At 71.6% G+C, this 25,765-nt stretch carries 19 protein-coding genes and 2 tRNA genes; 10 read left to right on the forward strand and 11 right to left on the reverse strand.

Annotation, left to right across the window (positions count from 1 at the left end; all coding sequences use genetic code 11):
* Positions 1–9: 9 nt before the first annotated feature.
* From ACIA5C_RS18555 to ACIA5C_RS18580, 6 genes are all read right to left on the reverse strand, one after another.
* A complete protein-coding gene (locus ACIA5C_RS18555; RefSeq protein ID WP_396056072.1) occupies positions 10–3,528 on the reverse strand; it encodes a choice-of-anchor D domain-containing protein in 3,519 nt (1,172 codons plus the stop codon).
* 133 nt (positions 3,529–3,661) lie between these two features.
* Positions 3,662–5,320, reverse strand: a complete 1,659-nt coding sequence (locus ACIA5C_RS18560; protein WP_396056074.1) for an ATP-binding protein — start codon at positions 5,318–5,320, stop codon at positions 3,662–3,664.
* Positions 5,321–5,444: 124 nt separating this feature from the next.
* Positions 5,445–5,520: transfer RNA gene (locus tag ACIA5C_RS18565), tRNA-His, on the reverse strand.
* A gap of 68 nt (positions 5,521–5,588) precedes the next feature.
* The gene (orn, locus tag ACIA5C_RS18570; protein ID WP_396056076.1) at positions 5,589–6,188 is read right to left on the reverse strand and encodes an oligoribonuclease; all 600 of its coding nucleotides are present in this window, start codon (positions 6,186–6,188) and stop codon (positions 5,589–5,591) included.
* Between the two features lie 221 nt (positions 6,189–6,409).
* Positions 6,410–12,445 (reverse strand): hypothetical protein, encoded by a 6,036-nt coding sequence (locus ACIA5C_RS18575; protein WP_396056078.1) that lies wholly within the window; start codon positions 12,443–12,445, stop codon positions 6,410–6,412.
* Positions 12,446–12,550: 105 nt separating this feature from the next.
* Positions 12,551–14,203: a copper resistance CopC/CopD family protein gene (locus tag ACIA5C_RS18580; protein ID WP_396056080.1), complete on the reverse strand. Its 1,653-nt coding sequence runs from the start codon at positions 14,201–14,203 to the stop codon at positions 12,551–12,553.
* 131 nt (positions 14,204–14,334) lie between these two features.
* Between ACIA5C_RS18580 and ACIA5C_RS18585 the strand changes: the two genes are divergently transcribed.
* From ACIA5C_RS18585 to ACIA5C_RS18610, 6 genes are all read left to right on the forward strand, one after another.
* The gene (locus ACIA5C_RS18585) at positions 14,335–14,883 is read left to right on the forward strand and encodes a sigma-70 family RNA polymerase sigma factor (protein ID WP_396056082.1); all 549 of its coding nucleotides are present in this window, start codon (positions 14,335–14,337) and stop codon (positions 14,881–14,883) included.
* 96 nt (positions 14,884–14,979) lie between these two features.
* Entirely contained in the window at positions 14,980–15,477 is a 498-nt protein-coding gene (locus tag ACIA5C_RS18590; RefSeq protein ID WP_396056084.1) for a MauE/DoxX family redox-associated membrane protein, read from the forward strand.
* On the forward strand, positions 15,474–16,226 hold the full coding sequence (locus ACIA5C_RS18595) for a DsbA family protein (protein WP_396056086.1): 753 nt from the start codon (positions 15,474–15,476) through the stop codon (positions 16,224–16,226). Before ACIA5C_RS18590 ends, ACIA5C_RS18595 begins: the two co-directional genes overlap by 4 nt.
* Positions 16,223–17,218, forward strand: a complete 996-nt coding sequence (locus ACIA5C_RS18600; protein ID WP_396056087.1) for a hypothetical protein — start codon at positions 16,223–16,225, stop codon at positions 17,216–17,218. The genes ACIA5C_RS18595 and ACIA5C_RS18600 overlap by 4 nt, the downstream gene beginning before the upstream one ends.
* Entirely contained in the window at positions 17,215–17,685 is a 471-nt protein-coding gene (bcp, locus tag ACIA5C_RS18605) for a thioredoxin-dependent thiol peroxidase (protein WP_396056089.1), read from the forward strand. Before ACIA5C_RS18600 ends, bcp begins: the two co-directional genes overlap by 4 nt.
* 96 nt (positions 17,686–17,781) lie before the next feature.
* Positions 17,782–17,868 (forward strand) — tRNA-Leu (locus ACIA5C_RS18610).
* Between the two features lie 78 nt (positions 17,869–17,946).
* Here the strand turns inward: ACIA5C_RS18610 and ACIA5C_RS18615 are convergent.
* From ACIA5C_RS18615 to ACIA5C_RS18625, 3 genes are read right to left on the reverse strand one after another with little or no spacing between them, the layout of a single operon-like run.
* Complete coding sequence (locus ACIA5C_RS18615) at positions 17,947–19,311, reverse strand: MFS transporter (protein WP_396056091.1); 1,365 nt, start codon at positions 19,309–19,311, stop codon at positions 17,947–17,949.
* A 38-nt stretch (positions 19,312–19,349) separates the two neighbouring features.
* Positions 19,350–20,567, reverse strand: coding sequence for an RNA polymerase sigma factor (locus ACIA5C_RS18620; RefSeq protein WP_396056093.1), 1,218 nt, complete (start codon positions 20,565–20,567; stop codon positions 19,350–19,352).
* Positions 20,564–20,899 carry a YciI family protein gene (locus tag ACIA5C_RS18625; protein WP_396056095.1) on the reverse strand — a complete coding sequence of 112 codons (336 nt, stop codon included), beginning with the start codon at positions 20,897–20,899 and terminating at the stop codon, positions 20,564–20,566. The genes ACIA5C_RS18620 and ACIA5C_RS18625 overlap by 4 nt, the downstream gene beginning before the upstream one ends.
* Before the next feature lie 96 nt (positions 20,900–20,995).
* Between ACIA5C_RS18625 and ACIA5C_RS18630 the strand changes: the two genes are divergently transcribed.
* The 4 genes from ACIA5C_RS18630 to ACIA5C_RS18645 are packed head-to-tail and all read left to right on the forward strand — an operon-like array spanning position 20,996 to position 24,092.
* On the forward strand, positions 20,996–21,514 hold the full coding sequence (locus ACIA5C_RS18630; RefSeq protein ID WP_396056097.1) for a GNAT family N-acetyltransferase: 519 nt from the start codon (positions 20,996–20,998) through the stop codon (positions 21,512–21,514).
* Positions 21,515–21,535: 21 nt separating this feature from the next.
* Positions 21,536–22,282, forward strand: coding sequence for an SIR2 family NAD-dependent protein deacylase (locus ACIA5C_RS18635; RefSeq protein ID WP_396056099.1), 747 nt, complete (start codon positions 21,536–21,538; stop codon positions 22,280–22,282).
* Between the two features lie 10 nt (positions 22,283–22,292).
* On the forward strand, positions 22,293–23,099 hold the full coding sequence (locus ACIA5C_RS18640) for an MOSC domain-containing protein (RefSeq protein WP_396056101.1): 807 nt from the start codon (positions 22,293–22,295) through the stop codon (positions 23,097–23,099).
* Between the two features lie 42 nt (positions 23,100–23,141).
* Positions 23,142–24,092: an expansin EXLX1 family cellulose-binding protein gene (locus tag ACIA5C_RS18645; RefSeq protein WP_396056103.1), complete on the forward strand. Its 951-nt coding sequence runs from the start codon at positions 23,142–23,144 to the stop codon at positions 24,090–24,092.
* A 98-nt stretch (positions 24,093–24,190) separates the two neighbouring features.
* On the opposite strand, the gene ACIA5C_RS18650 is transcribed toward ACIA5C_RS18645, so the two are convergent.
* Positions 24,191–24,868, reverse strand: a complete 678-nt coding sequence (locus ACIA5C_RS18650) for a hypothetical protein (RefSeq protein ID WP_396056105.1) — start codon at positions 24,866–24,868, stop codon at positions 24,191–24,193.
* A 41-nt stretch (positions 24,869–24,909) separates the two neighbouring features.
* Entirely contained in the window at positions 24,910–25,647 is a 738-nt protein-coding gene (locus ACIA5C_RS18655) for an alpha/beta hydrolase (protein WP_396056107.1), read from the reverse strand.
* Between the last annotated feature and the right edge of the window lie 118 nt (positions 25,648–25,765).

The raw sequence follows: 25,765 nt of genomic DNA on the forward strand, positions 1-25,765 counted from the left end.
ACCGCGAGGTCAGCTGTTCCAGACCTGGAAGCCCGAGATCTGGGCGGCCGGCCACCCGCTGTTGGCGGTGACGTTGAGCCGGAAGTAACGCTGCGTCGTGGCCGTGAAGGTGATGGTCACGGTGTTGTTGGCGGACGGGTTGAAGGCGTAGCTCGCCGAATCCTTGACCGACGTGAAGGTGCTGCCGTTGGTGCTGCCCTGGATCGACAGGGTCTCGTTGCGGGCGCCCCAGCCGGCGGGCAGGGTCAGCACGACCCGGCTCGCGCTCTGGGCCGACCCGAGGTCGACCTGCGCCCACTGCGGGAAGGCGTTGTTCGCGCTCTCCCAGTAGGTGTTCTGGTCGGCGTCGGTCAAGTTCGACGACGGGTAGACGTCATTGTGGCTGGACTCGCTGGTCGGCTTGCCAGCGGCCAGGTTGGTGTTCGTGGTGCCGCCGGCACCGGTGCCGGTGAGGCTCACGGTCACCGGCGCGCTTCCGGCGATCGAGACGCTTCCCGTACGCGTACCCGAGGCGGTCGGCCGGAAGCTCACGTTGACCGTGCAGGACGCCCCGGCCGCGATCGTCGTGCCGCAGTTGCTGGTCTGCGAGAAGTCGCCGCTCGTCGAGACGCCGACGCCGGTCGCCGACGCCGAGCCGGTGTTGCTGATGGTGACCGCCTGCGTGGCACTGGTCGTGTTCAGAGCCTGGCTACCGAAGGTGAGCGCCGACGGGTTGGCGCCGAGCGACGCCGTCGGGTTGCTTCCCCCACCACTCGGGTAGACCTCGAACTCGCTGATCTGACCGGCCGCCCAGCCCGAGTTGGCGGTGATGTTGATCCGCACGTAGCGGGCGCTGGTGCCGGGCACCGTGATGTTGACGGTGTTGGCCGACGCCGGGTTGAAGGTGTAGGTGGCCGAGCCGACCGCGTCGCTGAACGACGAGCCGTTGGTGCTGGTCTGCACGGCCAGGGTCTGGGTGCGGGTGGCCCACGCGGTCGACGGCGGCAGCTTCAGCGTGACCTTGCCGATCGCGTAGGTGGCACCGAGGTCGACCTGGAGCCACTGCGGGAAGGCGCCGTTCGCGCTCTCCCAGTAGGTGTTGGCGTCGCCGTCGGTGGCCGTGGTCGCGGCCTGGGTGGCGTTGACCTGGCTGCTCGCAGTGGCCGGGCGACCGGCGGCGATGTTGGTGGTGCTGCCGATGCCGCTGCCGGTCAGGGCGATGGTGGTCGGGCTGTTGTTGGCGTTGCTGGCGATCGAGATCGAGCCGGTACGCGTACCGCCGGTGGTGGGCTTGAAGGAGACGGTGACCGTACAGGAGGCACCGACCGCAAGGGAGGTGCAGTTGTTGGTCTGCGAGAAGTCACCCGAGGCGGTGACGCCGGAGACCGTGGCGGCGGTGGTGCCGCTGTTGGTGACGGTGACCGTCTGGCCGGCCGCGGTGTTGCCGACGATCGTGCCGGCGAAGGTCAGGCTGCTCGGGCTGGGGTTGAGGATCGGGCCGGGGGCGACGCCGGTGCCGGACAGCGGCACGGTGTTGGTGATGCCCGAGGCGGTGATCGTCAGGTTGCCGCTGCGTGACCCGGCCGCGCTCGGCGCGAACTTGACGCTGACCACGCAGGACGAGCCGGCGGCGATGCTGGTGCCGCAGGTGTTGGTCTGCGAGAAGTCACCGGTCGTGCTGACCGCGGTGACCGGCGCCGCGGACGAGCCGCTGTTGGTGACCGAGACCGACTGGGCGGCGCTGGTGGCGCCGGTCGCGACCGAGCCGAAGCCGACCGCGGTCGGGCTGATCGAGATCAGCGAGCCGTTGTCGGGCAGGTAGGGCGGGAAGGACGGGGTGGGCATCGTGCAGGCGGTGGCTCCGAAGATGCCGGAGTTGCCGCCGCCGTCGGTGAGCGTGAAGCCGACGCCGCAGGAGTAGATCGGGGCCGGGCCCTGCGTACCGGTGGCGGTGCTGTTGGTGATCGTCGCCGAGCCGCCGACCTGCTCCTGGACGACGAACGTCCCGGTGTTCTGGATCGTCGCGTTGTTGATCTTCACGTTGGTGATGCTGGAGCCGGAGACGAACTGGATCGCCTCGTAGGGGCTCTGCTGGATCAGGATGTTGTCGACGTTGACCAGGCCGCTCATCGCGGCGTCGCGGGCGTCGAACCAGAGCGCGCCGACGCCGAACTGCCAGTTCGGGTCGAGGGCGCCGTCCCGGATGAGTGTGTTGCGCAGCACGTCCGTACGCCCGAGCGTCGTCGACGCGAAGCGCTGCGCGACGTGGATGCCGCCACCCTGGGTGAGGCCCGAGTCGATCACGCGGTTGTCGGTGACGAAGTTGTCGTGACCGCCGTAGATCGCGATGCCGTTGGCCAGGATCGGGTACTGCACGGTGTTGTGGTCGAACGAGTCGTTCGCGTCGGCGACCGACTCCGACCAGGTGGCCAGGCCGTCGTCGCCGAGGTTCCGCAGATCGCTGTTGGTGACCTTGGAGTTGGTCACGCCCTTGTGGAAGTTGACGCCGTCCGCGGTGGTGTTACGGATCCGCATCCCCGAGAACACGAGGTTGTCCATCGGGCCGTCCATCCAGGCGCCGACTTTGTCGTGCTCGATCCAGAGCCGGTCGACGGTCGAGTTGCTCATCGCGCCGCCGATGCCGTTGACCTGGGCACCGTCGTTGCGTTCCTGCACGTCGCCGAAGATCGCGAAGTCGGACAGGTGCACGTTGGTGCTGGCGTTCGGGGCGTCCTGGCCGTAGAAGCCGGGCGCCGCGCCGGTGACCGTCGAACGCCACATGCCGGCGCCCTTGATCGTCACGTTGTTGACCGCGATGTGGCCCGGGATCTTGAAGGTGCCCTCGGGGATGAACACCGTGCCGCCGGCGCCCGCGGCCTGGATCGCCGAGTTGAACGCGGCGGTCGAGTCGGCCGCGCCGGTCGGGTCGGCGCCCTTACTAGTCACGCTCACCGAACCGCTCGGCTGCGAAAGAGCGCCGGCCACGTTCTCGAAGTCGGCGAAGTCGATCGTGGTGTTCGAGGTCGCGGTCAGGCGGAACTTGGTGCCGGCCGCGTACGTCGTCGAGAAGAGCCGGTGCGTCTCGTCGTAGAAGTGGTGCTGGTTGCTGCCCGGCGAGTTGGTGAACGGATAGCCGCCGTAGTACCAGCTGTAGGCGTTGGTCAGGGTGAACCCGCTCGACGCGGCCCCGTTGACCGAGAAGTTGATCGGCGTCGTGTAGACCGAGCCGCCGGACGAATCGGGGATGCTGTAGCGGAACACGATCGAGTTGGTGGCGACCGGGGTGGTGAACTCGACGTACTGCCCGGCGTTGAGGGTGACCGCCTTGCGGTAGGACGCCTCGTCGGCCAGCTGGCCGTAGGCCGCCGTCGGGCCGATCACCGAGCCGGTGGTCGCCGAGTTCTCGGCCTGAACCTCCACGTAGGGCAGCGTCGCGCCCACGCCACCGGTGGCAGCGGCGAGAGCCGGGCCTGCGGCGGCGAGCGCGCCGATCCCGGAGGCGACGAGCGCTGTACCGAGTACGGCGGCGCCGAGCCTTCTTCTGGACATGTGTTGCTCACTTTCGACGGAGCAAGCGGGGGACGGGGGTGGGGCTACGGGGACCGTAACCTCTACGACACACGGGCGCAATATCGAAACAAGTTATTGCAAGGATTCGACTTGCGGCCTGTAATAAGGAGACCTATTCCCCAGGCTCGGTCGGGAGCACGATGTGGAACCTCGCCCCGCCAAGCGGGTTGTCATCGACAGTGATGGTTCCACCGTGCCGGTCCACCACGCGACGGCAGATCGCCAGACCCAGCCCGGTGCCCGCATAGGACTGCCCGCGGTGCGCACGCGAGAACGACTCGAAGATCGACGTACGCTGATCGGGCGGAATGCCGATGCCCCGGTCCGACACCTGGATCTCGGCCCACTCGTCGTCCAGCCGGTCGGCGGTGATCCGCACCTGGGCCGGTTCGCTGTTCCGGGTGTACTTGATCGCGTTGCCGATCAGGTTGTCCATCATCTGGCGGATCATCGCCGGGTCGGCGTGCACGGTCGGCAGCGGACCGAACTCGATGCGAGGCGCCCGGTCCGTCCGGAGGTGAGCGGTCCGTTCGTGCACCACCTCGTCGACGACCTCGCCCAGGTCGACCGGCTCCAGGCGCAACGGTGCGTCCCGCGCGGTCGCGTACGCCAGCAGGTCGTCGATCAGCCGGCACATGCGGTCGGTGCTGTAGCGGACCCGCCCCAGCGTGTCGCGGAACTCGTCCAGCTCGTCGATCGCGGCCAGATCCTGCTCGAGCAGCTCGATGTACCCGGCGATCGCGGCCAGGGGCGCCCGCAGGTCGTGCGCGACGATCCCGGCGAACGCCGTCAACTCGGCCTCACGATCACGCAGGGCGGTGATGTCGTACCGGGACGCGACCGCGCCGATGATCCGGCCGCGCTCGTCGCGCAGCGGCCCCGCGTCGACCATCACCTCGATCGGCGGACGACCCGGCGGAACAAAGGTCATCTCACGCCCGCGGATCGTGTGACCGGCGAGCGCCACCCGCAGCGGATGCCCGTCGGCCGGCTGCGCGCCGGTCCGCTCCAGCGCCTTGTCGAACTCGTCGATGTGGGTCGGCAGCATCGACTCGATCCCGTCCCGCGCCGCCCGGTTGATCCACACGATCGACCCGTCGGCCGCGGCCGCCACCACACCGATCGTCAGCGTGTCGAGCACCTCGCCCAGGTAGCGGCGCTGCTCCTCGCGCAGACGCTGCGTCCGTACACCCAAGCGCACGGTGACCAGCACCGCAAGCAATGTCAACCCGGCCAGCGCGCCCTGCACCACCGTGCTGGCCACCCGGAAGGAATGCGCGGCCCGGCGGCGGCTTGCGGTGAGCGCGGCGCCCGCGGCGCCGTGCCTTTCCCGGTACGCGTCGAAAAGCGCCTTACCCTGTCCGACATCCGCATAGCGGGCCGAGGTCGCGACCGTCGGAGCGGCGAAGTCATTGAGCCACTCGTCGGCCGCCGCCTCCTCCGAGCCGATCAGGGCCCGCAGCTCGGGATCGCCGACATCGGACAGCACCCGGCGGGCCGCGGCCGGGAAACTCTGCACGCCGGCCTGGTAAGGCTGCAGATAGAGCTGCTCGCCGGTGAGCTGCCAGCCGCGCAGACCCGTCTCGGCGTCGGTCATCGACTGCAGCATGATCATGTGGGCGCTCTCGGCCCGGTCGAACCGCCCCACCTGCCCGTCGAACCGGGCGAGCAGCAGCAGCCCGCTGGCCAGCTGGGCCGCGCCGGCCACGATGAGCACACCGAGCAACCACACGTAATGGCGGCGCACCACCGCCGACGCCGGCGTTCCCACTCCCGCGACCCCCGTCTCGCTGCGATCCGACGTTACGCGTTTTTCGGGGGATTTGTGCTGGTAGTGGCGCGGTGCCCAGAAGTCAGAAAAGCCCGCTCGTTTTCACGAGCGGGCTTTCTGCGAATGGGGTGACCGACGGGACTTGAACCCGCGACCCCCGGGACCACAACCCGGTGCTCTACCAACTGAGCTACGACCACCATCGCACCTTGCGGCGCGATCCCATCATAGCGGGGCCTCGGGCGGGGTCGTCGAGCGGGTTACTCCCCTAGGGCTCGAGCAACCCGGCCGCAATGGCCTTGGCCGCCTCGACGTCCGGGCCGGGTAGCGGCACGAAGACCGCGCGCCGGTAGTACTCCAACTCGCGGATGCTCTCCTTGATATCGGCGAGCGCCCGGTGCGCGAGACCCTTGGCCGGCTGACCGAAGTAGACCCGCGGGTACCACCGGCGGCACAGTTCCTTGATCGAGGAGACGTCGATCATGCGGTAGTGCAGGAACGAGTCGAGCGCCGGCATGTCACGGGCCAGGAAGCCGCGGTCGGTGGCGATCGAGTTGCCGCAGAGCGGAGCCGTGCGCGGGTTGGGCACGAACTCCTTGATGTACGCCAGGACGAGTTCCTCGGCCTCGGCCATCGTGACCGTCGACCGCCGGACCTCCTCGGTCAGGCCGGACTTGGCGTGCATGTCGCGGACGACCGGCGGCATGGCGTCGAGCGCGGCGTCGTCGGCATGAATGACCAGATCGACGCCGTCGCCGAGAATGTGCAGGTCGGCATCGGTGACCAGCGCCGCGACCTCGATCAACTTGTCTTTGCCGAGATCGAGACCGGTCATCTCACAGTCGATCCACACCAAATGATCAGCCACGCCGACAGCCTACGCCCGAGCGGGCGCGAACGCTGTCACGTCCCTCGGCCGCCACGATCCGGACGTCGATGACATTTGTCCGCGTTAGGGAGGGGACTTCCCAGTTCCGGCGATCATTGGCTAAACTGGTGATAACGGACGAAGCCCCCCTTCGGTTACTCCGTTCCCCCCGGTAAAGGGCCCTCCACGTCGGCAGCGTGGAGGGCCCTTTCGTGTCACCGTTATCCCTGCGTGGGGCCTGCGCCACGGCGCCTCGGCTTCTCGGCCGCCGCCTCCGCCTCGGCCGGGGTACGCCGCCGGCGCCGCTGCGTACTCGCGGCAAGCAACTCGGCCGCCTCGTCCCGGTAACTCGCCCGGGTGGTTCCGCTCCCGGTCGCTGAGCCCCCAGCCGCTGAGCTTCCGGCCGCCGCCCGGCTCGCGGGCTTCGCCGGAGCAGCCGCCGCCGGCTTGGCTGCCGCCGCGGTCGGCTTGGCCGTGCTCGTCGTCGGCTTGGCCGTGCTCGCCGCGGGCTTCGCGGGGGTCGCCGCGGGCTTCGCGAGGGTCGCCGCGGATTTCGCGGGAGCCGCCGCGGGCTTCGCGGGGGTCGCCGCGGGCTTTGCGGGGGTCGCCGCGGGCTTTGCGGGGGTCGCCGCGGACTTTGCCGGCTTCGCTGCGGCCGTCCGGGTGCTGCGGGTCTCGCCCGGGTCGACGTCCGCTTTCGCGGACGACCGCCGTTTGGTCACGGTCTCGGCGTCCACTTTCGCTTTTGCCGTACGCGTAGAGCGCCCGGCCGTCTCCACCTCGGGGTCCGCCTTCTTCGCGGCGCGAGCGGCGCGAGGCTTGGCCGGCACCGGCGTCTCGTCCTCCGGCGACGCCAGCCCGGCCGCGCGCGCCGCAACCGTCTCCGCGGCCTTCCGCCACGCCGCCGGCGCCGGCCGGCCGAGCCCGAGCCCCGCCGGCCGCGCCGTGGTGTGGCTCGGCGTGAACGTCCCGTCGACGCGCCCCTGGGCCTGCGCCAGCATCCCCGGCTGCTCCGCCTTACCCGGCCGCCCGACCTCGGCGGGCCCGGCCGGCCCGGTCAGATCACCGATGCTCTCCAACGGCTCCGCGGCGACGGTCTCTCCCGTGTCGATGATCCCGTCGGCCTCGCCCGCTTCAGTCCGGGCCCGGGCCGCCGCCGGATGCCCCGGAATGACAAGGTGGATCGCCTGTGTAGGTTCGGCCTGCACCCGCATCCAGTCACTGGCCACCGTCGCCGGCGTCCCCTGCCCCTGAACCCGCGCAATCACCGACGCGGCGGTAGGCCGAGGCCCATCAACCCGGACCTCCCACGCCGCCCCGTCACCCCGCCCACCCGCTTCCTGATCCGGCGCCGCCCCCTCGGCCGCCCCACCATCGCCGCCACCGGACCCACCGTCACCCCGAGCCGCCCCCACCTGCCCGGCTTGCGCGGCCTGACCGGCCTGACCGGCCTGCGCGGCGGCCCCGGCCGGCCCGGCCTCACTACGCGTCGTCCCGGACTGGGCCGCCACCGCAGGAACGGCGCCCGGCGCCTCGTTTCGGGAGCCCGGCGTCCTCGGCCCGGGCTGCGCAACTCCTGGTCGGGTCGCTCCCGGCTGACCCGGCGCTAGCTGACCCGGCGCCGATTGAGCCGGTGCCGATTGAGCCGGTGCGGACTGAATAGGTGCCAGCTGACCCAGTGCCGACTGAGCCGACGCTGATTGACCCGACCCTGACTGACCTGGTGCCGGGTTGGCCCCCGGCCTCGGGATCGGCTGCGTCGCGCTCGGGTAGCCCGGCGGCTGGATCCCGTTCGGCCGGTTCGCCGTTTGTCCCGGACCGGTCTGACCTGAGGTCGTTTGACCTGGTCCCGACGAAGCTCCCGGCCGTTCCGGCCACGACGCCGCGCCGGGCTGACCCGCTGGCCGCCCCGATGCCGGAGTCGCACCCGGACGCTCCGACCACGGTGCTGCGCCGGGTTGACCCGGATTCGGCGAACCCGCTCCGGGGCCGCCCGGCCGGATAACCGCTTCCGGCCGATCCGTCCCCGGGTAGCCCGCGCCCGCCTGGCCGGCAATTGTTCCCGGCTGTCCTGATGCCTCGGCTGCGCCTCCCACGCCCGGGTAACCGGACGGCTGCGTCGAATCCGGCCGCCCCGAAGACGCTCCGGGCTGGCCCGCGGTTTGGGCCGCTGCCGGGTGCGTCGCGGCGGGGCGCCCGTACTGCGGGTTCGCTCCCGCCGGTCCCCGTTGCGCTTCCGCGCTGGTCGGCACCGTGGGCGTGCCCGGCTGCCCCGACGGCACGGGTGTTACGCGCGGCGGCTGGGCAACGCCGGGCTGACCGGCGGAGGGCCGGACCGTCGGCTGAGCGGAAGGCGTCCCGGCCGCACCCGGCCGGCCCGTGGGCGTCGGGGCGCCCGAGGTCGGGGTCGGGCTCGGCCGACCCGGCTGACCTGAAGCCGGCCGAGCTGGAACCGAGCCCGGCTGCGGCGCAAAAGGCGGCCAACCTGGTTGGGCTGAGGACGGGGGAACGTTCGGCCCGGTCGCGCCCGGAGGCGGCGACGCCGGCCGCCCGGGGACGGGCGGGTTGGCGGCGCCCGGTTCGGGGCGGGCCGGCTGGTCGGGACCGGACGGCCTCGCAGGCGACGGCACCGCGGGGCGCTGGGGCCCGACCGGGCGGGGAGTCGGAGCCGGGCGCGGTACGGCTGGAGCGGTGTCGGCCGGGCGGGCCGGGGTGGTGCCGTTCGTGGGCCGGGCGGCTGCGTCACCGTTCACGGCCGGCTTGCTGTCGAGAGTGGACGGGGCGTCTACGTTCCGGTCGGTGCTGTGGCGACCCGGACGCGCCGGGTTCCAAGCCGGTCCGTGCCCGTTCTCCGGCTTGGTGTCGGCAGGCGAAGATGCCGTCGGCCGTTCCGGCATGGGCCGCCCGACACGCGGGGAGTCGGCCCGCGTGAGCCCGGTAGCCGCCCAGTCGGTGGCGGCCGGACCGGTCACTACCGACACGAGCTGGTCCGACGGGTGCACCTCCTGCTGCGCCCCCGGCCCCGGCGACGGCCGGCGGGCACCGCTGCCCACCCGCTCCTCCTCCGGCGCCCGGGTGAAGTTGCCCCGAGCCGCGCGGGCATCCGCAGCCCCAGCGGCATAGGCGGCCGCGAGACTCTCACTCGGCAGCCCACCCGAACCCCCACCCGGCGGCGTCGTCGACCGCCCCCGACGGTCCCGCCGCGAGCCGCCGGAACGACCCGGCCCACCCTGGTCATCGGAATCCGCCTGCTTGTCGGCCGCCCGATGAGCCGCCTTGCCCTCAACCCCGGCTTCCTTCTCGCCGGCCAGCACAGCAGCATCCTTCTCGCCCGCCGCGCTCCCAGCGGCCGAACGCTCGGCCGCCGCTTCCTCGACCGCCGCACTCCCAGCCGCTTCACGTCCGGCAACCTCTTCGACAGCAGCCGCAACCTGAGCCACCATCCGCTCGGACGCCGACACCGCGGCCGCCGAGTTCTGCACTGCCGAGCGCTCAGCCGCCTCCTTCTCCGCCGCCGCAGACGCAGCCACCGCAGACCCAGCCAGCGCAGACGCAGCCACCGCCGACCCATCAGCCGCCGACCCAGCGGTGAGAGAACCCGCCGCCGCAGGACCAGCCGCGTCAAGACCACCCACGCCAGGCTTGGCTGCGGCACGCTTGGCCGCGGGTTTGGCCGCCGCAGAGTTGGCCGACGCAGAGTTGGCCACCGCAGAGTTGGCCGCCGCGCGGTTGGCCGCCGCAGGCTCGGCCGACGCAGGCTCGGCCGACGCAGCGATGGCCGACGCAGCGATGGCCGACGCAGAGTTGGCCACCGCAGAGTTCGCCGACGCAGAGTTGGCCACCGCAGAGTTCGCCGACGCAGGCTCAGCCGCAGGGTCGGCCGCAGGGTCGGCCGCAGGGTCGGCCGCAGCGTGCTTAGCCGCTACCTTGCCGGCCGCCGCATGCCTGGCCGCTTCCTTTTCTGACGCTGCCTTTTCTGACGCCGTCTGCTCGGCCGCCACTCGTTCGGCCACCGCCTTCTCAGCCGCCGCGAAGTCGGCTGCCATCCGCTCGGCAGCCTCCTTTTCGGTCGCCGAGGTCCCGGCTGCTGGGCGCCCGAGTGCTTCCTTCGCGGCCGCCGCACGCCCAGCCACCCGGCGCTCGACGGTCTCTTTCCCGGGAGCCGTAGATCCGGTCGCGGCCCGCTCGGCCGTTACCCCGGACTCGTGCGCCGCCGACTCGTGCGCCGCGGCCTCGGCCCCGACTTTCTCAGCCACGACCTTGTCAGCGGAGGTGGATCCGGCCGCCGTGCCCGACTCAGGTGCCGATTTCCCGGCCGCCGGAGCCGCGCTCTTGCTCGCTTCCGCAGACTCGGCCGCGACCTTCCCGGCATCCGCGACGTTTCCGGCGGCGGCGGACTTGCCGACGGCTGCGGGTTCGGGCGTCTTGCGTTCGACGGCGTCTTTCTCGGCCGTCGTCGAGCCGGTCGTGCTCTGAATAGCCTCGGACTTGTCGCCGCCAGCAACCTCGCCCTGCTTGTCGTGGCGGCCCGCGACCTCAGTCGCGTCCTCGCCCTCACGCGCAGCAGAGAGTCCGTCAGCGACCGGTTCCTGCTTCTTTGCGCGGGAGGAACGGCTGCCGCGCTTCGTGCCGGTCGAGGCCTCCTTGACCGACGACTTCCCTACCTCGACCAGTCCGGGCGCTGCGCGGCGCAAACCGGCGACTACCGGCTTCGCGTCGGCCGAGCCGCTTGCAACCGGTGCGGACAGCGCCTCCGGCGCGCCCTCTACCGACCGCTGGTCCTGGTCGGCGAACTGGGATGCGTCACGCATGGCCGCCGTGGCGTCGAGCGCCCCGGCCGTAGCGGCCGCCGCGACTTCGGCCGCGTCCGCACTGCCGGAGAGGGCCGCAACCTCGGCCGCGTCCCCGCGGCCCGAAGCGGTCGCGACCTCCGCCGCGTCGTCACTTCCGGCAGCGGCTGCGGCCTCTTCGTGGCGGCTGTCCAGGTCGGCGAATGCGTCCCGCGCGTTGTCAGCGGCCGCGACGGACGACGGACGGCTGCCCGCCGCGCGTCCGGCGGCGGGCGCGGGGGCGGCCTCGGGGGTGGGCGCGGTCGTACCGTGGGCGGCTGCCCGGTTTCGGGCTGCCTCGGCCAGACGGGCCGCCGCTGTTGCCTCGGCCTCGCGGGCCCGCTGCGGTGCCGTCTCGGCGACCCAGGCTCCGACCGCCGACGCCTGGAACGGCGGTACGTCGTGGGGGTCCGGTTCCGGGCGGCGGCCGCGGCGGCCGAAGAGCGGGTCTTCCGCGGATTCCGGGGTGTTGCCGGTGGCGCCGAAGAAGCTCAGCGGCTCGCCGGGCGCCGGCACCCGCTCGCCGACCGGGATCGCTGTGGCCGCCGCGTATTCGGCGGCCGTCGGCGGCATGGTCGTGGCCGGGGCGAAAGCCGGGGCCGCCTGCGGGGGCCACGGCATCGCCGGGGGCAGGGCCGGGAAGTTGGCTCGCTGCGCTTCGGCCAGGGTGCTCGGCCGGTGGGCGCCGGCTGGGCGGAGCCGGTTCAGTGGCATCGGGGCGCCGATGGCCTTCATCAGGGCCGGTACCTGGCTCGGGTCGACGATGTAGACGACTTCGCGGCGGGCGGCCGGCCAGGCCAGCAGGATCAGGCCGACCATGAGCAGCAGAGCGCCTAGGGTGAGAAGGCCCCAGGTGCTGGAGTCGAGCCAGCCGGGGCGCAGTTCGGCTACCGCCGCGACCTGGAGGCCGGGTTTCGCCCCGGGGCTCATGATGACCAGGCTGTACGCCGTGCCGCGCAGCTCGCCGGGTTCCCAGGAGAGCCGGCCCATCCCCGTACGCGTCCAGAAGCTCATGTCGCCCGGGACCGTGACCGGTGCGTGGGCGCCGGCCACCGCGGTGGTGGCGACCGGGAGGGCGCCGGTTCCGATGTCGACCGTGTCGACGGTGCTGTGGGGGACGCCGGCCATGTAGCGCGAGACCTGGTCGGCCGGGGCGAGTCCGACGAAGGCGGGCCCGTCGGGGGTGCCGGCGGCGACGCCGAGGCGGGAGCTGCCGAAGCGGGCGAACGGTACGTCGGAGCGGAGCAGATGGTCGACGTCCTCGACGACGTACGCGTAGCCGGGGGTGGCCAGACGCTGGAGGGACGCGGTGTAGGCGCCGCCGGCGTCGCGGTGCTGCATGGCCGCCCAGAGTCCGGCGCCGGCGAGCAGCGCCGGGAGGCCGGCGGTCAGCAGCAGCATTCCGAGGATGGTGCGGAGCACCCGCATGTGTCGCCCCCTTCTCAGGCCGTACTGCGGGTGACCATACAGATCCAAATAACCCCAAAGTGGTCAAACTGCTGCTAAATCGCTGATGGATATGACAAAAGACGGCTAGTTGATCTGAACCGTCATCGAGAGTGTCTGCTCGTCGATATCGCTGGTGCGGGCGGTGAACTTGAACGTCCACTGGCCGGCCTGCGGCAGCGCGATGTCACCGATCGCGTGGAAGTCGGTGATGCGCAACAGCGGGATCGAAATCGGCTCGATCCCCTTCGACGGCAGTGCCGCGGTTGCGCTCCACTCGACCACGGTCAGCGGCTTGTTGTCGGGCGTGTATGCATAGAGATGCAGTGAGTTGTTGCCGACCGTCGCCGGGAAGATGTCGACCTGCAGAGCCATCGTGCTGCTGGTCAGCGTCTTGGTGACGGTGCTCGTGGCGGCCGCTCCCCCGGCCACCGCGCTGGTCCGCGGGGGCGAGATCTGCACCAGCGCCGCGGTCACGCCGAGGACCACGGCCGTGATGCCCAGCTCGACGAAGACCGCCTTGCGCAGACGGCGCGGCTTCTGCTCGCCCGCCCGCGAACGCACCAGCCGGCGCGACCACCAGGCCACGCCGAGCACGCAGGCGGCCAGCGCGACCTTGACCAGGATCAGCTGCCCGTACGTGCTGTGCAGCAGACCGTTGACCGACGACACCTCGATCAGCGCGCTCACCACGCCGGCCAGGATCAGTGCGCCGACCGCGGTGGCCGCCCAGCGCGACCAGATCGGCAGGATCGCCGCCAGTTCGCGCTCGCTGGCCTGCCGCAGGAGGAAGCCGACCAGCATGACCAGCCCACCGAGCCAGACCGACATGGCGGCCAGGTGGATCGCGTCGATCACCACCGAGACGCCGGCCACCGGCGAGGCGGTCGGATGCCCGGTCAGCGGCCAGGTGGCCAGCGCGGCCACGCCGAGCACGCCGAGCAGGGCCAGGTCGGCCTTGGACTCGCCGCCCCGGCCGCGCAGCAGTGGCCGCAGCAGCAGCGCGGCCGCCGCGACCACGCCGAGACGCACCAACATGACCGCGCCGAACGTGCTGCCGAGCACGTCCCGCAGGTCGCCGGCCCGGACGTCGAACAGGCTCGTGCCGATCGAGTAGGGCACCTGCAGCCAGACCGCCATCAGCGTGCTGAACGTGACCAGCCCGATGCCGGTCCGGATGAGCCGGGCGGGCCCCCGGCGGCTGAGCCGATGCGGCCACAGCAGCGCGAGCACGAGCGACGGGCCGACCAGGAGCACCAGCCCGGCGTACCCCAGGTATTTGCCGACCGGGATGAGCCCCCGCACCACCGGGTCGACCTTGGTGTCGTCGATCGTCGCCTTCGGCGGCGCCGACGCCGCGCCGACCGAGTACGTGATGCTGCCGCCGACCGGGTGCGAGTCGGCCGAGATGATCCGGTAGCTGACCAGGTAGGTGCCCCGGCCGCCGCCCGACCGCAGCGGGATGGTGACGTTTGCCCCGTCGACCGTCGGGTCGCCCTGGTCGGCGCGGGAGCCGTCCGGGCCGAGCACCTGAATCTTGCCCGGGAGCAGCTGGATCGACTCGCTGAAGGTCAGCGTGATCTTGTTGGGGGCGTCCGGCACGATCGAGTCGGCCGCCGGGTCGCTGCCGACCAGCGCGGCGTGCGCGAAGGCCGGGGCGACGGGGCCCATCAGCACCCAGAAGAGGCCGATCAGCAGGCCACCGCCGGCTGCGACGAAGCGGCGTCGATCAAACTTCATGCGAGCCATGCTCCCTGATTGCGCGTGGATCACCCACCCGCGGGGGGTCGTGAATGAGTCCCACTGGCGGAGTAGTCGTCCGCCAAGCGCAGATGGTTCCCCCGAAGACGGCCCGCGTAGCATGACCGCTCGTGACCGTGGGTGAGAACGGCCCGGACCCGACCACGCAGCTGGCCCTCGCGGCCCGCGCGGGCGACGCCGCCGCACAGGCGTCGTTCGTGCGCGCGACGCAGACCGACGTGTGGCGGTTCACCGCCGCGCTCGTCGACCCCGGTGCGGCCGACGACCTCACCCAGGAAACCTACCTGCGCGCGTTCAAGGCGCTGCCGGCGTTCGAGGGGCGCTCGAGCGTGCGCACCTGGCTGCTCGGCATCGCCCGGCGCACCTGCGCCGATCACCTGCGCGCGGTCGTACGCCGGCGCCGGCTGGACGCCCGCCTGGCCGCGCAGGCCTGGACCGAGGCGCCGTCGCCCGACCCGGCTCACCGGCTGAGCACGGCCGCCCTGCTCGACCAGCTGAGCCCGGAGCGGCGTACGGCGTTCGTGCTCACCCAGGTGCTCGGGCTGTCATATGCCGAGGCAGCCGACGTCGAGGACGTGCCGGTGGGCACGATCCGGTCGCGGGTCGCCCGGGCCCGCGACGAGTTGATCGCCGCGGTGGCCCAGGCCAGGGCGGTCTAGGAGTACTCACAGGACCTTCGCCTCTGTTTCCCCGGGATTACCCAGGAAAGCCTCAGCACAATGAAGGGGAACCGAGAAGCGACGGGTGGCGACTAAGTGGGCGTGACGACCATGCAAACAGGGCGGGCCGCTGCCGTCTGGCCGTGGATCTCCACGGTTGCCCGCCTCGGCCTCGCCGCGGTCTTCCTCATCGCCGGTGGCCTGCACGTCGGTGACCTGGCCGCCTCGGGCCGCGCGGTGAACGCCTACCACCTGATGTCCTACGACGCGGCCCGCCTGGTCGGTGCCGTCCAGCCGTTCCTCGAGATCGCCGTCGGCCTGCTGCTGCTGGCCGGCCTGGCCACCCGGCTGAGCGCGGCGATCGGGGCGTTGTTCCTGGTCGTCTTCATCGCCGGCATCGTCTCGGCGTGGGCCCGCGGCCTGCAGATCGAGTGCGGCTGCTTCAACAAGGGTGGAGAGCTCGCCGCCGGGAAGACCGCGCAATACCTGCCGGAGATCCTCCGCGACGTCGGCTTCCTGGTTCTCGCCGGAATTCTGCTGGTCAAACCCCGCTCCCGCCTGTCGGTGGACGGGCTTCTGATGGGAGAGCAATGAGCAAGGGTGACCGCGCCCGGGAACGCAGCAACGCCCGGCGCATCGTCGAGCAGCAGAAGGCGGCCGAGCGCCGCCGCCGGGTGACGGTCTGGACCTCGGTGGCGGTGGTCGTGGTGCTGGTGGCGGCCGGGTTGATCGGCTGGGGTGTGCTGTCCCATCAGGACAAGACCACGGCGAGCAAGCTGACCGTGCCGGCCGGCGTGGTCGACGGCGGCACCGCCTGGAAGATCGGCACCGGACCGGTGAAGGTCGACCTCTACGAAGATTTCATGTGCCCGATCTGCCACAACTTCGAAAATCAGACCGGCGCGACGATCAAGCAGCTGGTGCAGCAAAACAAGATCACCGTGCAATACCACACGGTCGCGATCCTCGACGACAGCTCGAACGGCACGAAGTACTCGACGCGGGCCGCCGGCGCGGCCGCCGCGGCGGCGACCGAGGGCAAGTTCGTCGAATACCACGACGCGCTCTACGCCAACCAGCCCGAGGAGGGCAGCAGCGGCCTCGACAACGCCAAACTCGTCGACCTCGGCAAGTCGGTCGGGCTGACCAGCGACGCGTTCGTCAACGCGGTCAACAACCAGACGTACGACGCCTGGGTCACCACCGTGACCAACCAGTTCACCCAGCGCGGCTACAACGGCACCCCGACGATCGTGGTCAACGGCAAGCTTCTCCAGGGCCCCAAGCAGACCGTTCCGTCCACCCAGCTGTTCACCCAGACCGTCGACGCGGCCGCCGGGTGAGGCGTCTCGCCCTGTCCGTCCTCGTGGCCGGTGCGTTCGTCGCGCCGGCCACGCCCGCGTTCGCGCACGGCGGCGACGCGCCGGCCGCGACCGCCTACCGCACCGCGGTAACCGGCATCAGCACGCCCCAGAAGGGGCTGTCGGTGCGCGCGGTCGAGGCCGGGGCGCGGCTCGAACTCACCAACCACACCGGTCACCCGATCGAAATCCTGGGTTACTCCGGCGAGCCCTACCTGGACGTCCGCCCCGACGGCACCTATCAGAACGTCAACTCCCCCGCGGCCTACCTCAACGAGACACTCGAGGGCGACAACGCCGTACCGTCCTCGGCCGACCCCACCGCGGTGCCGTCCTGGCGGCGCATCTCCACCTCGACCAGCGTCCGCTGGCACGATCAGCGCACCCACTGGCTCAGCCCGGGTGTGCCGCCGGCCGCGAAGAACGACCCGTCCCGCACCCACCGCCTGCGCACCTGGTCGGTTCCGCTGCGCGAACAGGCCCGCACCTTCGCGATCACCGGCACCCTCGACTGGGTCCCGTCGCCGCGGGTCGGGCTCTGGTGGCTCGGCGCCGGCCTTCTCGGCCTGGCGGCCGCCGGCCTCGCGCTCCGGTGGCCCGGCTCGGTGCGGCCCCTCGCGCTGGTCGCCGGTCTGGCTCCCCTTGCGTACGCGGTGAGCCGTGCCGCCGACGGCGGAAGTCCCCCTCTCGTGCTGTTCCCGGTCGGTTTGCTGGCCTTGGCCGCCGTATGGCGGCATTCGCCGTTCTCACTCGCACTGACCGGTCTGGTGGTTTTCGTCTTCGGCGGCTTCACCATCGGTTTCGGCGGGGCGGTGCTTCCCACCGCCGGCCCGGCCTGGCTGACCCGGGTGCTGGTGCTGCTGTCGGCCGGGCTCGGTCCGGCCCTCCTGGTCATCGGCGCCCGGCGGCTCCGCGCCCCGGCCGAGCCGCTCCCCGAGCCTGACCTGGTCGCCGGTCTATCGTCGTCGGCATGACTGAGAGACTCTCCCCCGGCGACGCCGCGCCCGAATTCACGCTGCCGACCGACAACGGCGACCAGCTCACGCTCAAGGACCTGCGCGGCCGCAAGGTCATCCTGTACGCCTACCCGGCCGCGATGACTCCCGGCTGCACCACCCAGGCGTGCGACTTCCGCGACTCGCTCGGCTCGCTGCAGGCGGCCGGCTTCGAGGTCGTCGGCATCTCCCCCGACGCCCCGGCCAAGCTGGCCAAGTTCCGCGAGCGCGACGCCATCACGTTCCCGCTGGTCAGCGACCAGGACAAGAGCGTGCTGACGGCCTACGGCGCGTGGGGTGAGAAGACGATGTACGGCAAGACCGTCACCGGCGTGATCCGCTCCACCTTCGTGATCGACGAGAACGGCACGATCGAGCGCGCGATGTACAACGTGAAGGCCACCGGCCACGTCGCCAAACTCCGCCGCGACCTCGCCCTCGACTGACGGCAGACCGGGGACAGACGCTGCCGGTAGCCAGCGTTTACACTCCTTGCAACGCTCCGCCGGTCAGAGACCCGCGACCGGCGGTCGCGTTCGCTTGCGGGAGTGGCGAAACAGGCAGACGCGCGGGATTTAGGTTCCCGTGCCCGAGAGGGCGTGAGGGTTCAAGTCCCTTCTTCCGCACCAGGCTCCATCACACCCGGTGTCGGCCCGCGCCGGTCTGCTCAGGACTGGGCCGGTCTGCTCAGGACTGGGCCGGTCTGCTCACTGGGCCGGGATCGAGCGGGACGGAACTGGGCGGGACGGGATCGCGCGGGCCGGGATGAAGTAGGCCGAGACCACGCCCAGAACGGCGAGAACGCTCACACCGGCGAAGGCCGCGCGGAACCCGCCGGTGCCGGCGACGAGGACGGCCGACACCGCCGCTACGCCGGCCGCCCCGCCGACCTCGCGCATGGTCTCGACCAGGCCGGAGGCCAGTCCGGCGGACGAACGGCGGACGCCGGTCAGCGCGCCGATCTGCAGCGCCGGCCCGCAGAGGCCGAACCCGAGCCCGGTGAGCAGGAAGGCGGGCAGCAGGCCGGTGACGTACCGGTCGTGGCCCAGTGCGAGCCACAGCGCGCCGGCTGCCAGGACCGACAGGCCGGTGAACAGCACCCGCCGCACCCCGGCCACGCTGACCAGCCGCGCGCCGGCCATCGACGCCGGGAAAACGGTGACCGTGGTGGCCAGCCAGGCCAGGCCGGTGATCGCGGGCGAATATCCGAGCGCCTGCTGCATGAACAGCGAGCCGATGAAGATGAACGAGAGCAGGGCGCAGCTGGCGAGGAAGGCGGTCACGTTCGAGGCGACGAGCGAGCGGTTGCGCAGCAGGGCGGCCGGCACCAGCGGGTTGGCGGCCCGCGCCTCGATGCGGGCGAACAAGGCCAGCAGCAGCGCGGCGGCCGGGAACCACATCGGGTGGTGCACGGCGTACACGAAGATCAGTAACCCGGCAGTCACCGTGACCGCCCCGCCGATGTTGAGCCGCGGGGCGCGGGCCCCGGACCGGTCCGGGGCGAGAAAACCGGCGGCGAGCACGATGAAGCCGATCCCGGCCGGCACGTTGATGAAGTACGCCCAGCGCCAGCCCGGCCCGGCGGCGAGCAGACCGCCGGCCACGACCCCCACCGAGCCGGCCGCTCCACCGGCGGCACCGAACAGCCCGAGCGCGCGGTCGCGCTCCGGCCCCTCCGCGAAGGTGACGGCCAGCAGCGACAGGGCGGACGGCACGATCAGCGCCGCGCCGAAGCCCTGCGCGGCCCGCGCCGCGACCAGCAGCCCGGCGTGGTGCGCGGTGCCGGCCAGCAGGGAGGCCAGGGTGAAGGCGGCCAGACCGGCGACGAACATGCGCCGGCGACCGAAGTTGTCGACCATGCGGCCGCCGACCAGCAGGAAGCCGCCGAGGAGCAGGCCGTAGGCGACGACGACCCATTGCAGCGCGCCGCGGCTCATGCCGAGGTCGCGCTGGATCGACGGCAGGGCCACGTTCGCGATCGCGGTGTCCAGGCCGACCATCGCCATGGCGGCGCAGGCCAGGGTCAGAACGAGATGCTGCCGGGTCCGGGAGTTGGTGTCAGGTTCCGTCATGCCCCACCGACGGACGGGCCGGCGGTGGATCGACATCGCTACGAAAGTAATTTCAGGCGGCCGCTCAGATAGCGCCGCTCGGCCTCGGTCGGCGCCAGCCGCAGCGCCTCCGCATAGGCCGCTCGCGCCTCGCCCAGGCGCCCACCGCGCCGCAACAGGTCGGCCCGGGTGGCGCTCAGCAGGTGATATCCGGCCAGCCGGCCCGAATCGGCGAGTTCGTCGACGAGCGCGAGACCGGCCGCCACACCGTCGGCCATCGCTACCGCGACGGCCCGGTTCAGCTGTACGACCGGGGACGGCACCAGCTCCGAAAGCTGCGCGTAGAGGGCCGCGATCCGGGGCCAGTCGGTGCTCTGGGCGTCCGGCGCGGTCGCATGGCAGGCGGCGATCGCGGCCTGCACCTGGTAGGACCCGGGGCGCTTCACGGCCAGCGCGTCATCGAGCACGGCGACACCCTCGGCGATGAGGTCACGGTCCCATCGGGAGCGGTTCTGGTGCTCCAGGGTGACCAGCACGCCGTCCTCGACGCGTGACCGGCGTCGAGCCTCGGTGAGCAGCATCAGGGCCAGCAGGCCGCGCGGCTCGGGTTCTCCCGGCAGAAGGCCGGCGAGCGCCCGCGCGAGGTGGATGGCCTCGGCGGTGAGCGCCCGGCGACCGTCCTGCTCGTCGTACCCCTCGTTGAAGATCAGGTAGAGCACCGCCAGGACCGCGGCGAGCCGCGAGGGCAGCAGTTCGGCGGGCGGCACGCGGTAGGGGATGCCGGCCTCTGCGATCTTGCGCTTCGCGCGGACCAGGCGCTGCGCCATCGCGGGCTCGGCGGAAAGGAACGCTCGGGCGATCTCGGCCGTGGTCAACCCGCAGAGCGTACGCAGGGTGAGCGCAACCCGGGCGTCGAACGGCAGAGCCGGGTGACAGCACGTGAAGATGAGCCGCAGCCGGTCGTCGGGGATCTCCTCCCCCGAGGAGTCGTCGGGCTCGGCCGGGGCCAGCACCGCGATCTCGCGCAGCTTGGCGCGCCCGGTCGCGTCCCGGCGCAGCCAGTCGTTCGCGCGGTTGCGACCGGCCGTGGTCAGCCACGCGCCGGGCCGCCTCGGGATGCCGTCGCGAGGCCACGTCGCCAGCGCGCTCGCGAAGGCCTCCTGCGCGCAGTCCTCGGCCAGATCCCAGTTGCCGGTCAGGCCGATCAGGGTGGCGACGACCTGGCCCCACTCCGTGCGGTAGGCCGCGTCGACCGCCGCCGCGACCGGATCGGTCATTCCCAGACCGGACGGATCTCGACGACCCCCCGGTGCGCCCAGGGATGCCCGGCGGCCACGGCGATCGCCTCGTCGAGATCGGCGCACTCGACGACCGCGAAGCCGCCGACGAAATCCTTGGTCTCGGCGAACGGGCCGTCCGACACGAGCGTCTCGCCCCGGCGGACCCGTACCGAAGTGGCGTCGGCGATCGGCCGCAGCCGCGCCCCGGCCTTGAGCGCGTCCCGCTCGCGCAGGTTCTGCTCCCACTCCCGCATGACGGGATCGGACGCCAGTTCCTGCGGACTCGGCGAGACCGACTCGTCGTCGCAGATCAGCAGCATGTATTTCATGCGTCGCATTCTGGCAGCATCTGCGCCGGCGGCCTCGCCCGTACGCAGGCCGATGCTCCCGCCGCAGGGCACTTCACCGTCCGCGAGGATGGGCGCATGGCCGTTGCGTTCGAACTCGATCCGCCGCTCACCGACGACCTGCGGGAGCGGATCGTCGCACTGTGGGTCGAGGTGACCAATGCCGGTGGGGCGGTCGGGTTCGTGGCGCCGGTCGCCGCCGACGATGTGCGGCCGCTGGCCGAGGCGTCACTGGCCGCGGTGGAGAACGGGCCCGACCGCCTGCTGATTCAGACCGACGACGGTGAACTGACCGGTCTGTTGTTCATGGTGGACAACCGGTTCGCGTTCAAGGATCACTGGCGGGTGCTCAAGCGGGTCATGGTGACGCCGCGGGAGCAGGGGCGCGGGCTCGGCACGGCGCTGATGCGCGAGGCCGAGCGGATCGGGCGAGCGATGGGCCTGGCCGCGCTGCACGTCACGGTCCGGGCCGGCACGAACACCGAGAAGTTCTACGAGCGGCTCGGCTACACCGAGGTGGGCCGGCTGCCGGGTGCGCTGCGGATCGGGCCGGACGACGAGCGGGACGAGATTTTTATGTGGATGCCGCTTCGCTGACGGTTTGCCAGACTCTTCGCCATGCGCGACACCGACCTGCGAGAAGCCGCCGACCTGATCGACCGGGCCGGGCGGATCGTGATCTTCACCGGGGCAGGCGTGTCGGCCGAGAGCGGCATCCCGACCTTCCGGGACGCGCTGAGCGGGCTCTGGGAGCAGTTCGATCCGCGGCGGCTGGCCACGCCGGAAGCGTTCGGCGACGATCCGGCCCTGGTCTGGGGCTGGTACGAGTGGCGCCGCGCGGCCGTCCAGCAGGTCGAGCCCAACGCTGGGCACCGGGCGCTGGCCGTGATCGAGCAGCGGGCGCCGGAGTGCGTGGTCGTCACGCAGAACGTCGACGACCTGCACGAGCGGGCCGGTTCGAAGGAGCCGATCCACCTGCACGGCAGCCTGTTCGCGCCGCGGTGCTCGGCGTGCGGGCGACCGGCGACCGTTGCGAACGGTGCGCCGGCGGTCGAGGGCCGCGTGCCCCCGCCGCCGTGCGATCACTGCGGCGCGCCGATCCGACCCGGCGTGGTGTGGTTCGGCGAGGCGCTGCCGGCCGACGCGTTCGAGGCGGCGGTGGCCGCGGCCGCCAACTGTGACCTGCTGATCACCGTCGGCACCTCGGCCGTGGTGTTCCCGGCCGCCGAGATCCCGCAGGTGACGGCCCGGATGGGCGGTGCGATGATCCAGGTCAATCCGGAGCCGACGCCGCTCGACGCCGTCGCCCGGGTAAATCTGCACGGCCCGGCGGCCGAGGTGCTGCCGGCCCTGGCCGCCGTGTAAAGCTGGACCGATGCGGATCACGGCGGTCTACACGCACCCGGTCAAGGGCGCCCACCGGCTGCAACACGACAGTGTGGCGGTCGATCCGTGGGGGCTGGCCGGCGACCGCCGCTGGATGCTGGTCGACGACGACGGGGTCGGCATCACCCAGCGCGACGATCCGCGGCTGACTCTTCTGCGCGTACGGCAAAGGCCCGGCGGCCTGACGCTCAGCGCGCCCGATCTCCCTGATCTTGATGTGCCCGAGCCGGTCGACGCACCGGAAGAGTACGTACGGGTCTTCAGCAGCCAGGACCAGGCGCCGGCGCGCATCGCCGAGTCGAGCTGGGTCACCGCGTACCTCGGGAGGCCGGCCAGGCTCGCCTGGCAGGCCGACCCGACCGGGCGTGAGGTGCAGGGGCCGTCCCGGCCCGGCGATGTGACAAACCTGGCCGACGGCTACCCGGTGTTGCTGGCCAGCACCGGCTCGCTGGATGCGGTCAACGACTGGCTGGCCGAGGCGGGTGAGGAACCGGTCCCGATGACCCGGTTCCGGCCCAACCTGGTCGTCGGCGGCGCCCCGGCCTGGGCCGAGGACGGCTGGCTGGGTCGCCGGCTGCAGGTCGGCGAGGTTTCCTTCCGGGCCGCCACCGCGTGCACCCGCTGCCTGGTCACCACGATCGATCAGGAGACCGGCGAGCGCGCGAGCCAGCCGCTGAAGATCCTCGGCCGGCACCGCCGCTACGCCGAGGGCCTGCTGTTCGCGATCAATTTGATCCCGGATGCGCCGTACGGCGTCGTCCGAGTGGGTGACCCCGTTGTCTTAGGCCTCTCTTAGATTTGTTGCGCCGGTCGATGCGGCGCCGAAGGATGCGTCAGCGTGACCGAAACGCGCCCGCGATCGCACCGCCGGATCGGACCCAACCCCCGGTGGCTCGCCGCAGGCGGGGCGGTCGTGCTCGCCGCCATCGTCGGTGTCGCCCTGATCCTGCAGAACGGCGGCTCGGCCTGCGCCTCCCCACCGGCCACGTCGGCCCATTCCGGCAAGGCCACGTTCTACGACCTCGACGGCGGCGTGCCCAACTGCTCCTACCCGTCCGCGCCGGACGACGACCTGTTCGTGGCGCTCGGCCCGGCCGAGTATTCGGGTGCGGCCGCCTGCGGCACCTACCTCGACGTCAGCGGCCCCACGGGCAAGGTCCGCGTCAAGGTCATCGACAAGTGCCCGGAGTGCGACCCGGGCCACCTCGACCTGAGCCGCACCGCGTTCAAGAAGATCGGCGCCGAGTCGGCCGGGGTCATCCCGATCACTTACAAGACCGTGGTCAATCCGGCCACGCCGGGCCCGCTCAGCGTCCGCATGCAGGACGGCACGTCGCGGTACTACTGGGCGGCGCTGATCGACAACCACGGCAACCAGCTGGCGTCGGTCAAGGTCGCGGGCCCGGGCGGCACCTTCCACACCGCAAAGCGCGCCGACTACAACAACTGGATAATCGACGGCGGCGCCGGCTCCGGCCCTTTCAAGATCAAGGTCTCGGACGTGTACGGGCGGAGCGCGACGCTCACCGGCATTTCACTCTCGCCCGAGAAGACGCAGACGACATCCGTCCGTCTGTCGGGTGGAGGCGGCGTGCAGGCCCCGCGCTCGTCCCCTCCGACACCGGCCAAGAAGAAGTCGCCGAAGCCGTCGGTCTCGTCGGCCGTCCCGTCGGTCGCAGCTTCATCGTCATCGGCACCGGCCGCGCCGCTGTCGGCTGCCGGCACGACGGCACCGGCCGACACGTCCCTCGACCTGGCCGGGGCGGCCGCTGCCTCACGCTGCCGCTGACCGTGTGTTTCACCGACTTACCGTGCGCTGACCCGGTTCAGTGGTCGCGAACTGCCGCTGACCGTGCGTTTCGCCGGCTGACCGTGGGCTGATCCGGGTCAGTGGTCGCGGACGGTGTCGGGGCCGAGGTCGAGCAGGCGGACGATGCGCAGCGTGCGCTCGATGAGGCGGTCGAAGGAGGCGGGGCTCAGGCGCCCCTCGAAGGCCTCGAACGTGAACAGCGACCGATCGCGGGTGGTGAACGGCGGAATCTCGCCGTTCTCGAACGCGTCGTGCAGTGCCGGCAGGTCGAGCCGGTGCGAGGTACCGATCGTGCGGTGCGGGCGCCGGATCCCCATCGGCTCGGTGGCCACCGGAAGCTGGACCTCGACGAAGACGCCCTTGCCCGCCCAGCCGACCACCGCGCCGTCGAGCGCGTTGTCGTCCCACTTGGCCTCGCCGACCGTGATCAAGAGGCCGTCGACCAGGGACTGCCAGGCCCACTTCACGGTGACCGTGCCCCGGGTTCGCAGCAGCGACTCCCAGGGCCAGGACCGGCCGGCCGGGACGGAGATCCAGCCGCCGGCCGAGACCCACGCCCCGATCCGGTCGAGTGCCTGGCGGTCGCGCCTCTGGTCCCGGGCGACGAGCCCGAGCAGGAGGACGAAGACGCCGAGGTAGGCCCCCATCTGAAAGGACCGGGGCAGCGCGATCATCACCACCCGCGGGAGCGCCAGTACGCAACATAATCCGGCGAGCATGAAGAAACCGAGAACGAAGTCGCGCATGTTCTTCATCGATCATGATCGTAGCCAGGTGCACCGCCCGGACACCGGTCTCACTTCAAGTGCCGGGCGAAGAACCGGTTGCCGGCGTCTCCCTCGAACTGCGGAACGCCGGTGTGCCCGCCCATGTTGGCGTGCAGCGTCTTCTCCTTGGAACCGAAGGCGTCGAACAGGTCGAGGGCCAGCTGCCGGTCGTTTCCTTCGTCGTCCCACTGCAGCAGGACAAGCAGCGGAATGGTGACCTTCCGGGCCTCCTCGACCATGGTGCGGGGCACGAAACTCCCGGCGAACAGAACCGCGGCCGCGATGCGCGGCTCGACCAGCGCCAGCCGGATGCCGATGGCGATCACCCCTCCCGCGAACCCGACCGGGCCGCCGATCTCGGGCAACGATCCGACGGCGTCCAGGGTGGCCCGCCATTCCGGGACCGCCTTGTCGACCAGCGGGAGGATGAGCCGGTCGACGATCTCGTCGTCGACCGGCTCGCCGGCCGCCAGCGCCCGGCGCAGGTCCGCGCGGGCCTCATCGACGGCGGCCAGACGGGGCCGGTCACCGCTTCCGGGGAGCTCGATGGTGGCGGCGGCGTAGCCCTCGGCCGCGGAGTGCCGGGCCCGGGCCACCAGCCGGGGGTACATCTTGGGCAGTCCGCCGGGGTGGCCGAGCAGGATCAGCGGCGCCGGTGCGGATGCGGACGCGGACGCGGGTGTCCACAGGATGCCGGGGATCTCGCCGAGGGTGAATTCGCGTTCGAGGACGCTGTCGTCGAAGCGCTGTTCGGAAGTGAAGTCCATGGTCGTGCCTTTCGGGAGTGCTGGTGAGCGGCGCTCCCGGACGACCTATCGTCCGACCGTGACCCCTGAGGGGAGCACCCATGTCGCTAGGTTCACGGGTACCACCTCCTCGGTCTCT

The sequence above is a fragment of the Actinoplanes sp. NPDC051343 genome (genome assembly GCF_044455125.1).
Classification (GTDB): Bacteria; Actinomycetota; Actinomycetes; order Mycobacteriales; family Micromonosporaceae; genus Actinoplanes.

Excerpts from the sequence above, each read along its gene's own strand:
- ACIA5C_RS18615 (WP_396056091.1), bottom strand. The coding sequence starts at position 19,311 with ATGACGGAACCTGACACCAACTCCCGGACCCGGCAGCATCTCGTTCTG.
- ACIA5C_RS18655 (WP_396056107.1), bottom strand. The coding sequence starts at position 25,647 with ATGGACTTCACTTCCGAACAGCGCTTCGACGACAGCGTCCTCGAACGC.
- ACIA5C_RS18630 (WP_396056097.1), top strand. The coding sequence starts at position 20,996 with ATGGCCGTTGCGTTCGAACTCGATCCGCCGCTCACCGACGACCTGCGG.
- ACIA5C_RS18640 (WP_396056101.1), top strand. The coding sequence starts at position 22,293 with ATGCGGATCACGGCGGTCTACACGCACCCGGTCAAGGGCGCCCACCGG.
- ACIA5C_RS18575 (WP_396056078.1), bottom strand. The coding sequence starts at position 12,445 with ATGCGGGTGCTCCGCACCATCCTCGGAATGCTGCTGCTGACCGCCGGC.
- ACIA5C_RS18555 (WP_396056072.1), bottom strand. The coding sequence starts at position 3,528 with ATGTCCAGAAGAAGGCTCGGCGCCGCCGTACTCGGTACAGCGCTCGTC.
- ACIA5C_RS18595 (WP_396056086.1), top strand. The coding sequence starts at position 15,474 with ATGAGCAAGGGTGACCGCGCCCGGGAACGCAGCAACGCCCGGCGCATC.
- bcp (WP_396056089.1), top strand. The coding sequence starts at position 17,215 with ATGACTGAGAGACTCTCCCCCGGCGACGCCGCGCCCGAATTCACGCTG.
- ACIA5C_RS18625 (WP_396056095.1), bottom strand. The coding sequence starts at position 20,899 with ATGAAATACATGCTGCTGATCTGCGACGACGAGTCGGTCTCGCCGAGT.
- ACIA5C_RS18580 (WP_396056080.1), bottom strand. The coding sequence starts at position 14,203 with ATGAAGTTTGATCGACGCCGCTTCGTCGCAGCCGGCGGTGGCCTGCTG.
- ACIA5C_RS18650 (WP_396056105.1), bottom strand. The coding sequence starts at position 24,868 with ATGAAGAACATGCGCGACTTCGTTCTCGGTTTCTTCATGCTCGCCGGA.
- ACIA5C_RS18635 (WP_396056099.1), top strand. The coding sequence starts at position 21,536 with ATGCGCGACACCGACCTGCGAGAAGCCGCCGACCTGATCGACCGGGCC.
- ACIA5C_RS18620 (WP_396056093.1), bottom strand. The coding sequence starts at position 20,567 with ATGACCGATCCGGTCGCGGCGGCGGTCGACGCGGCCTACCGCACGGAG.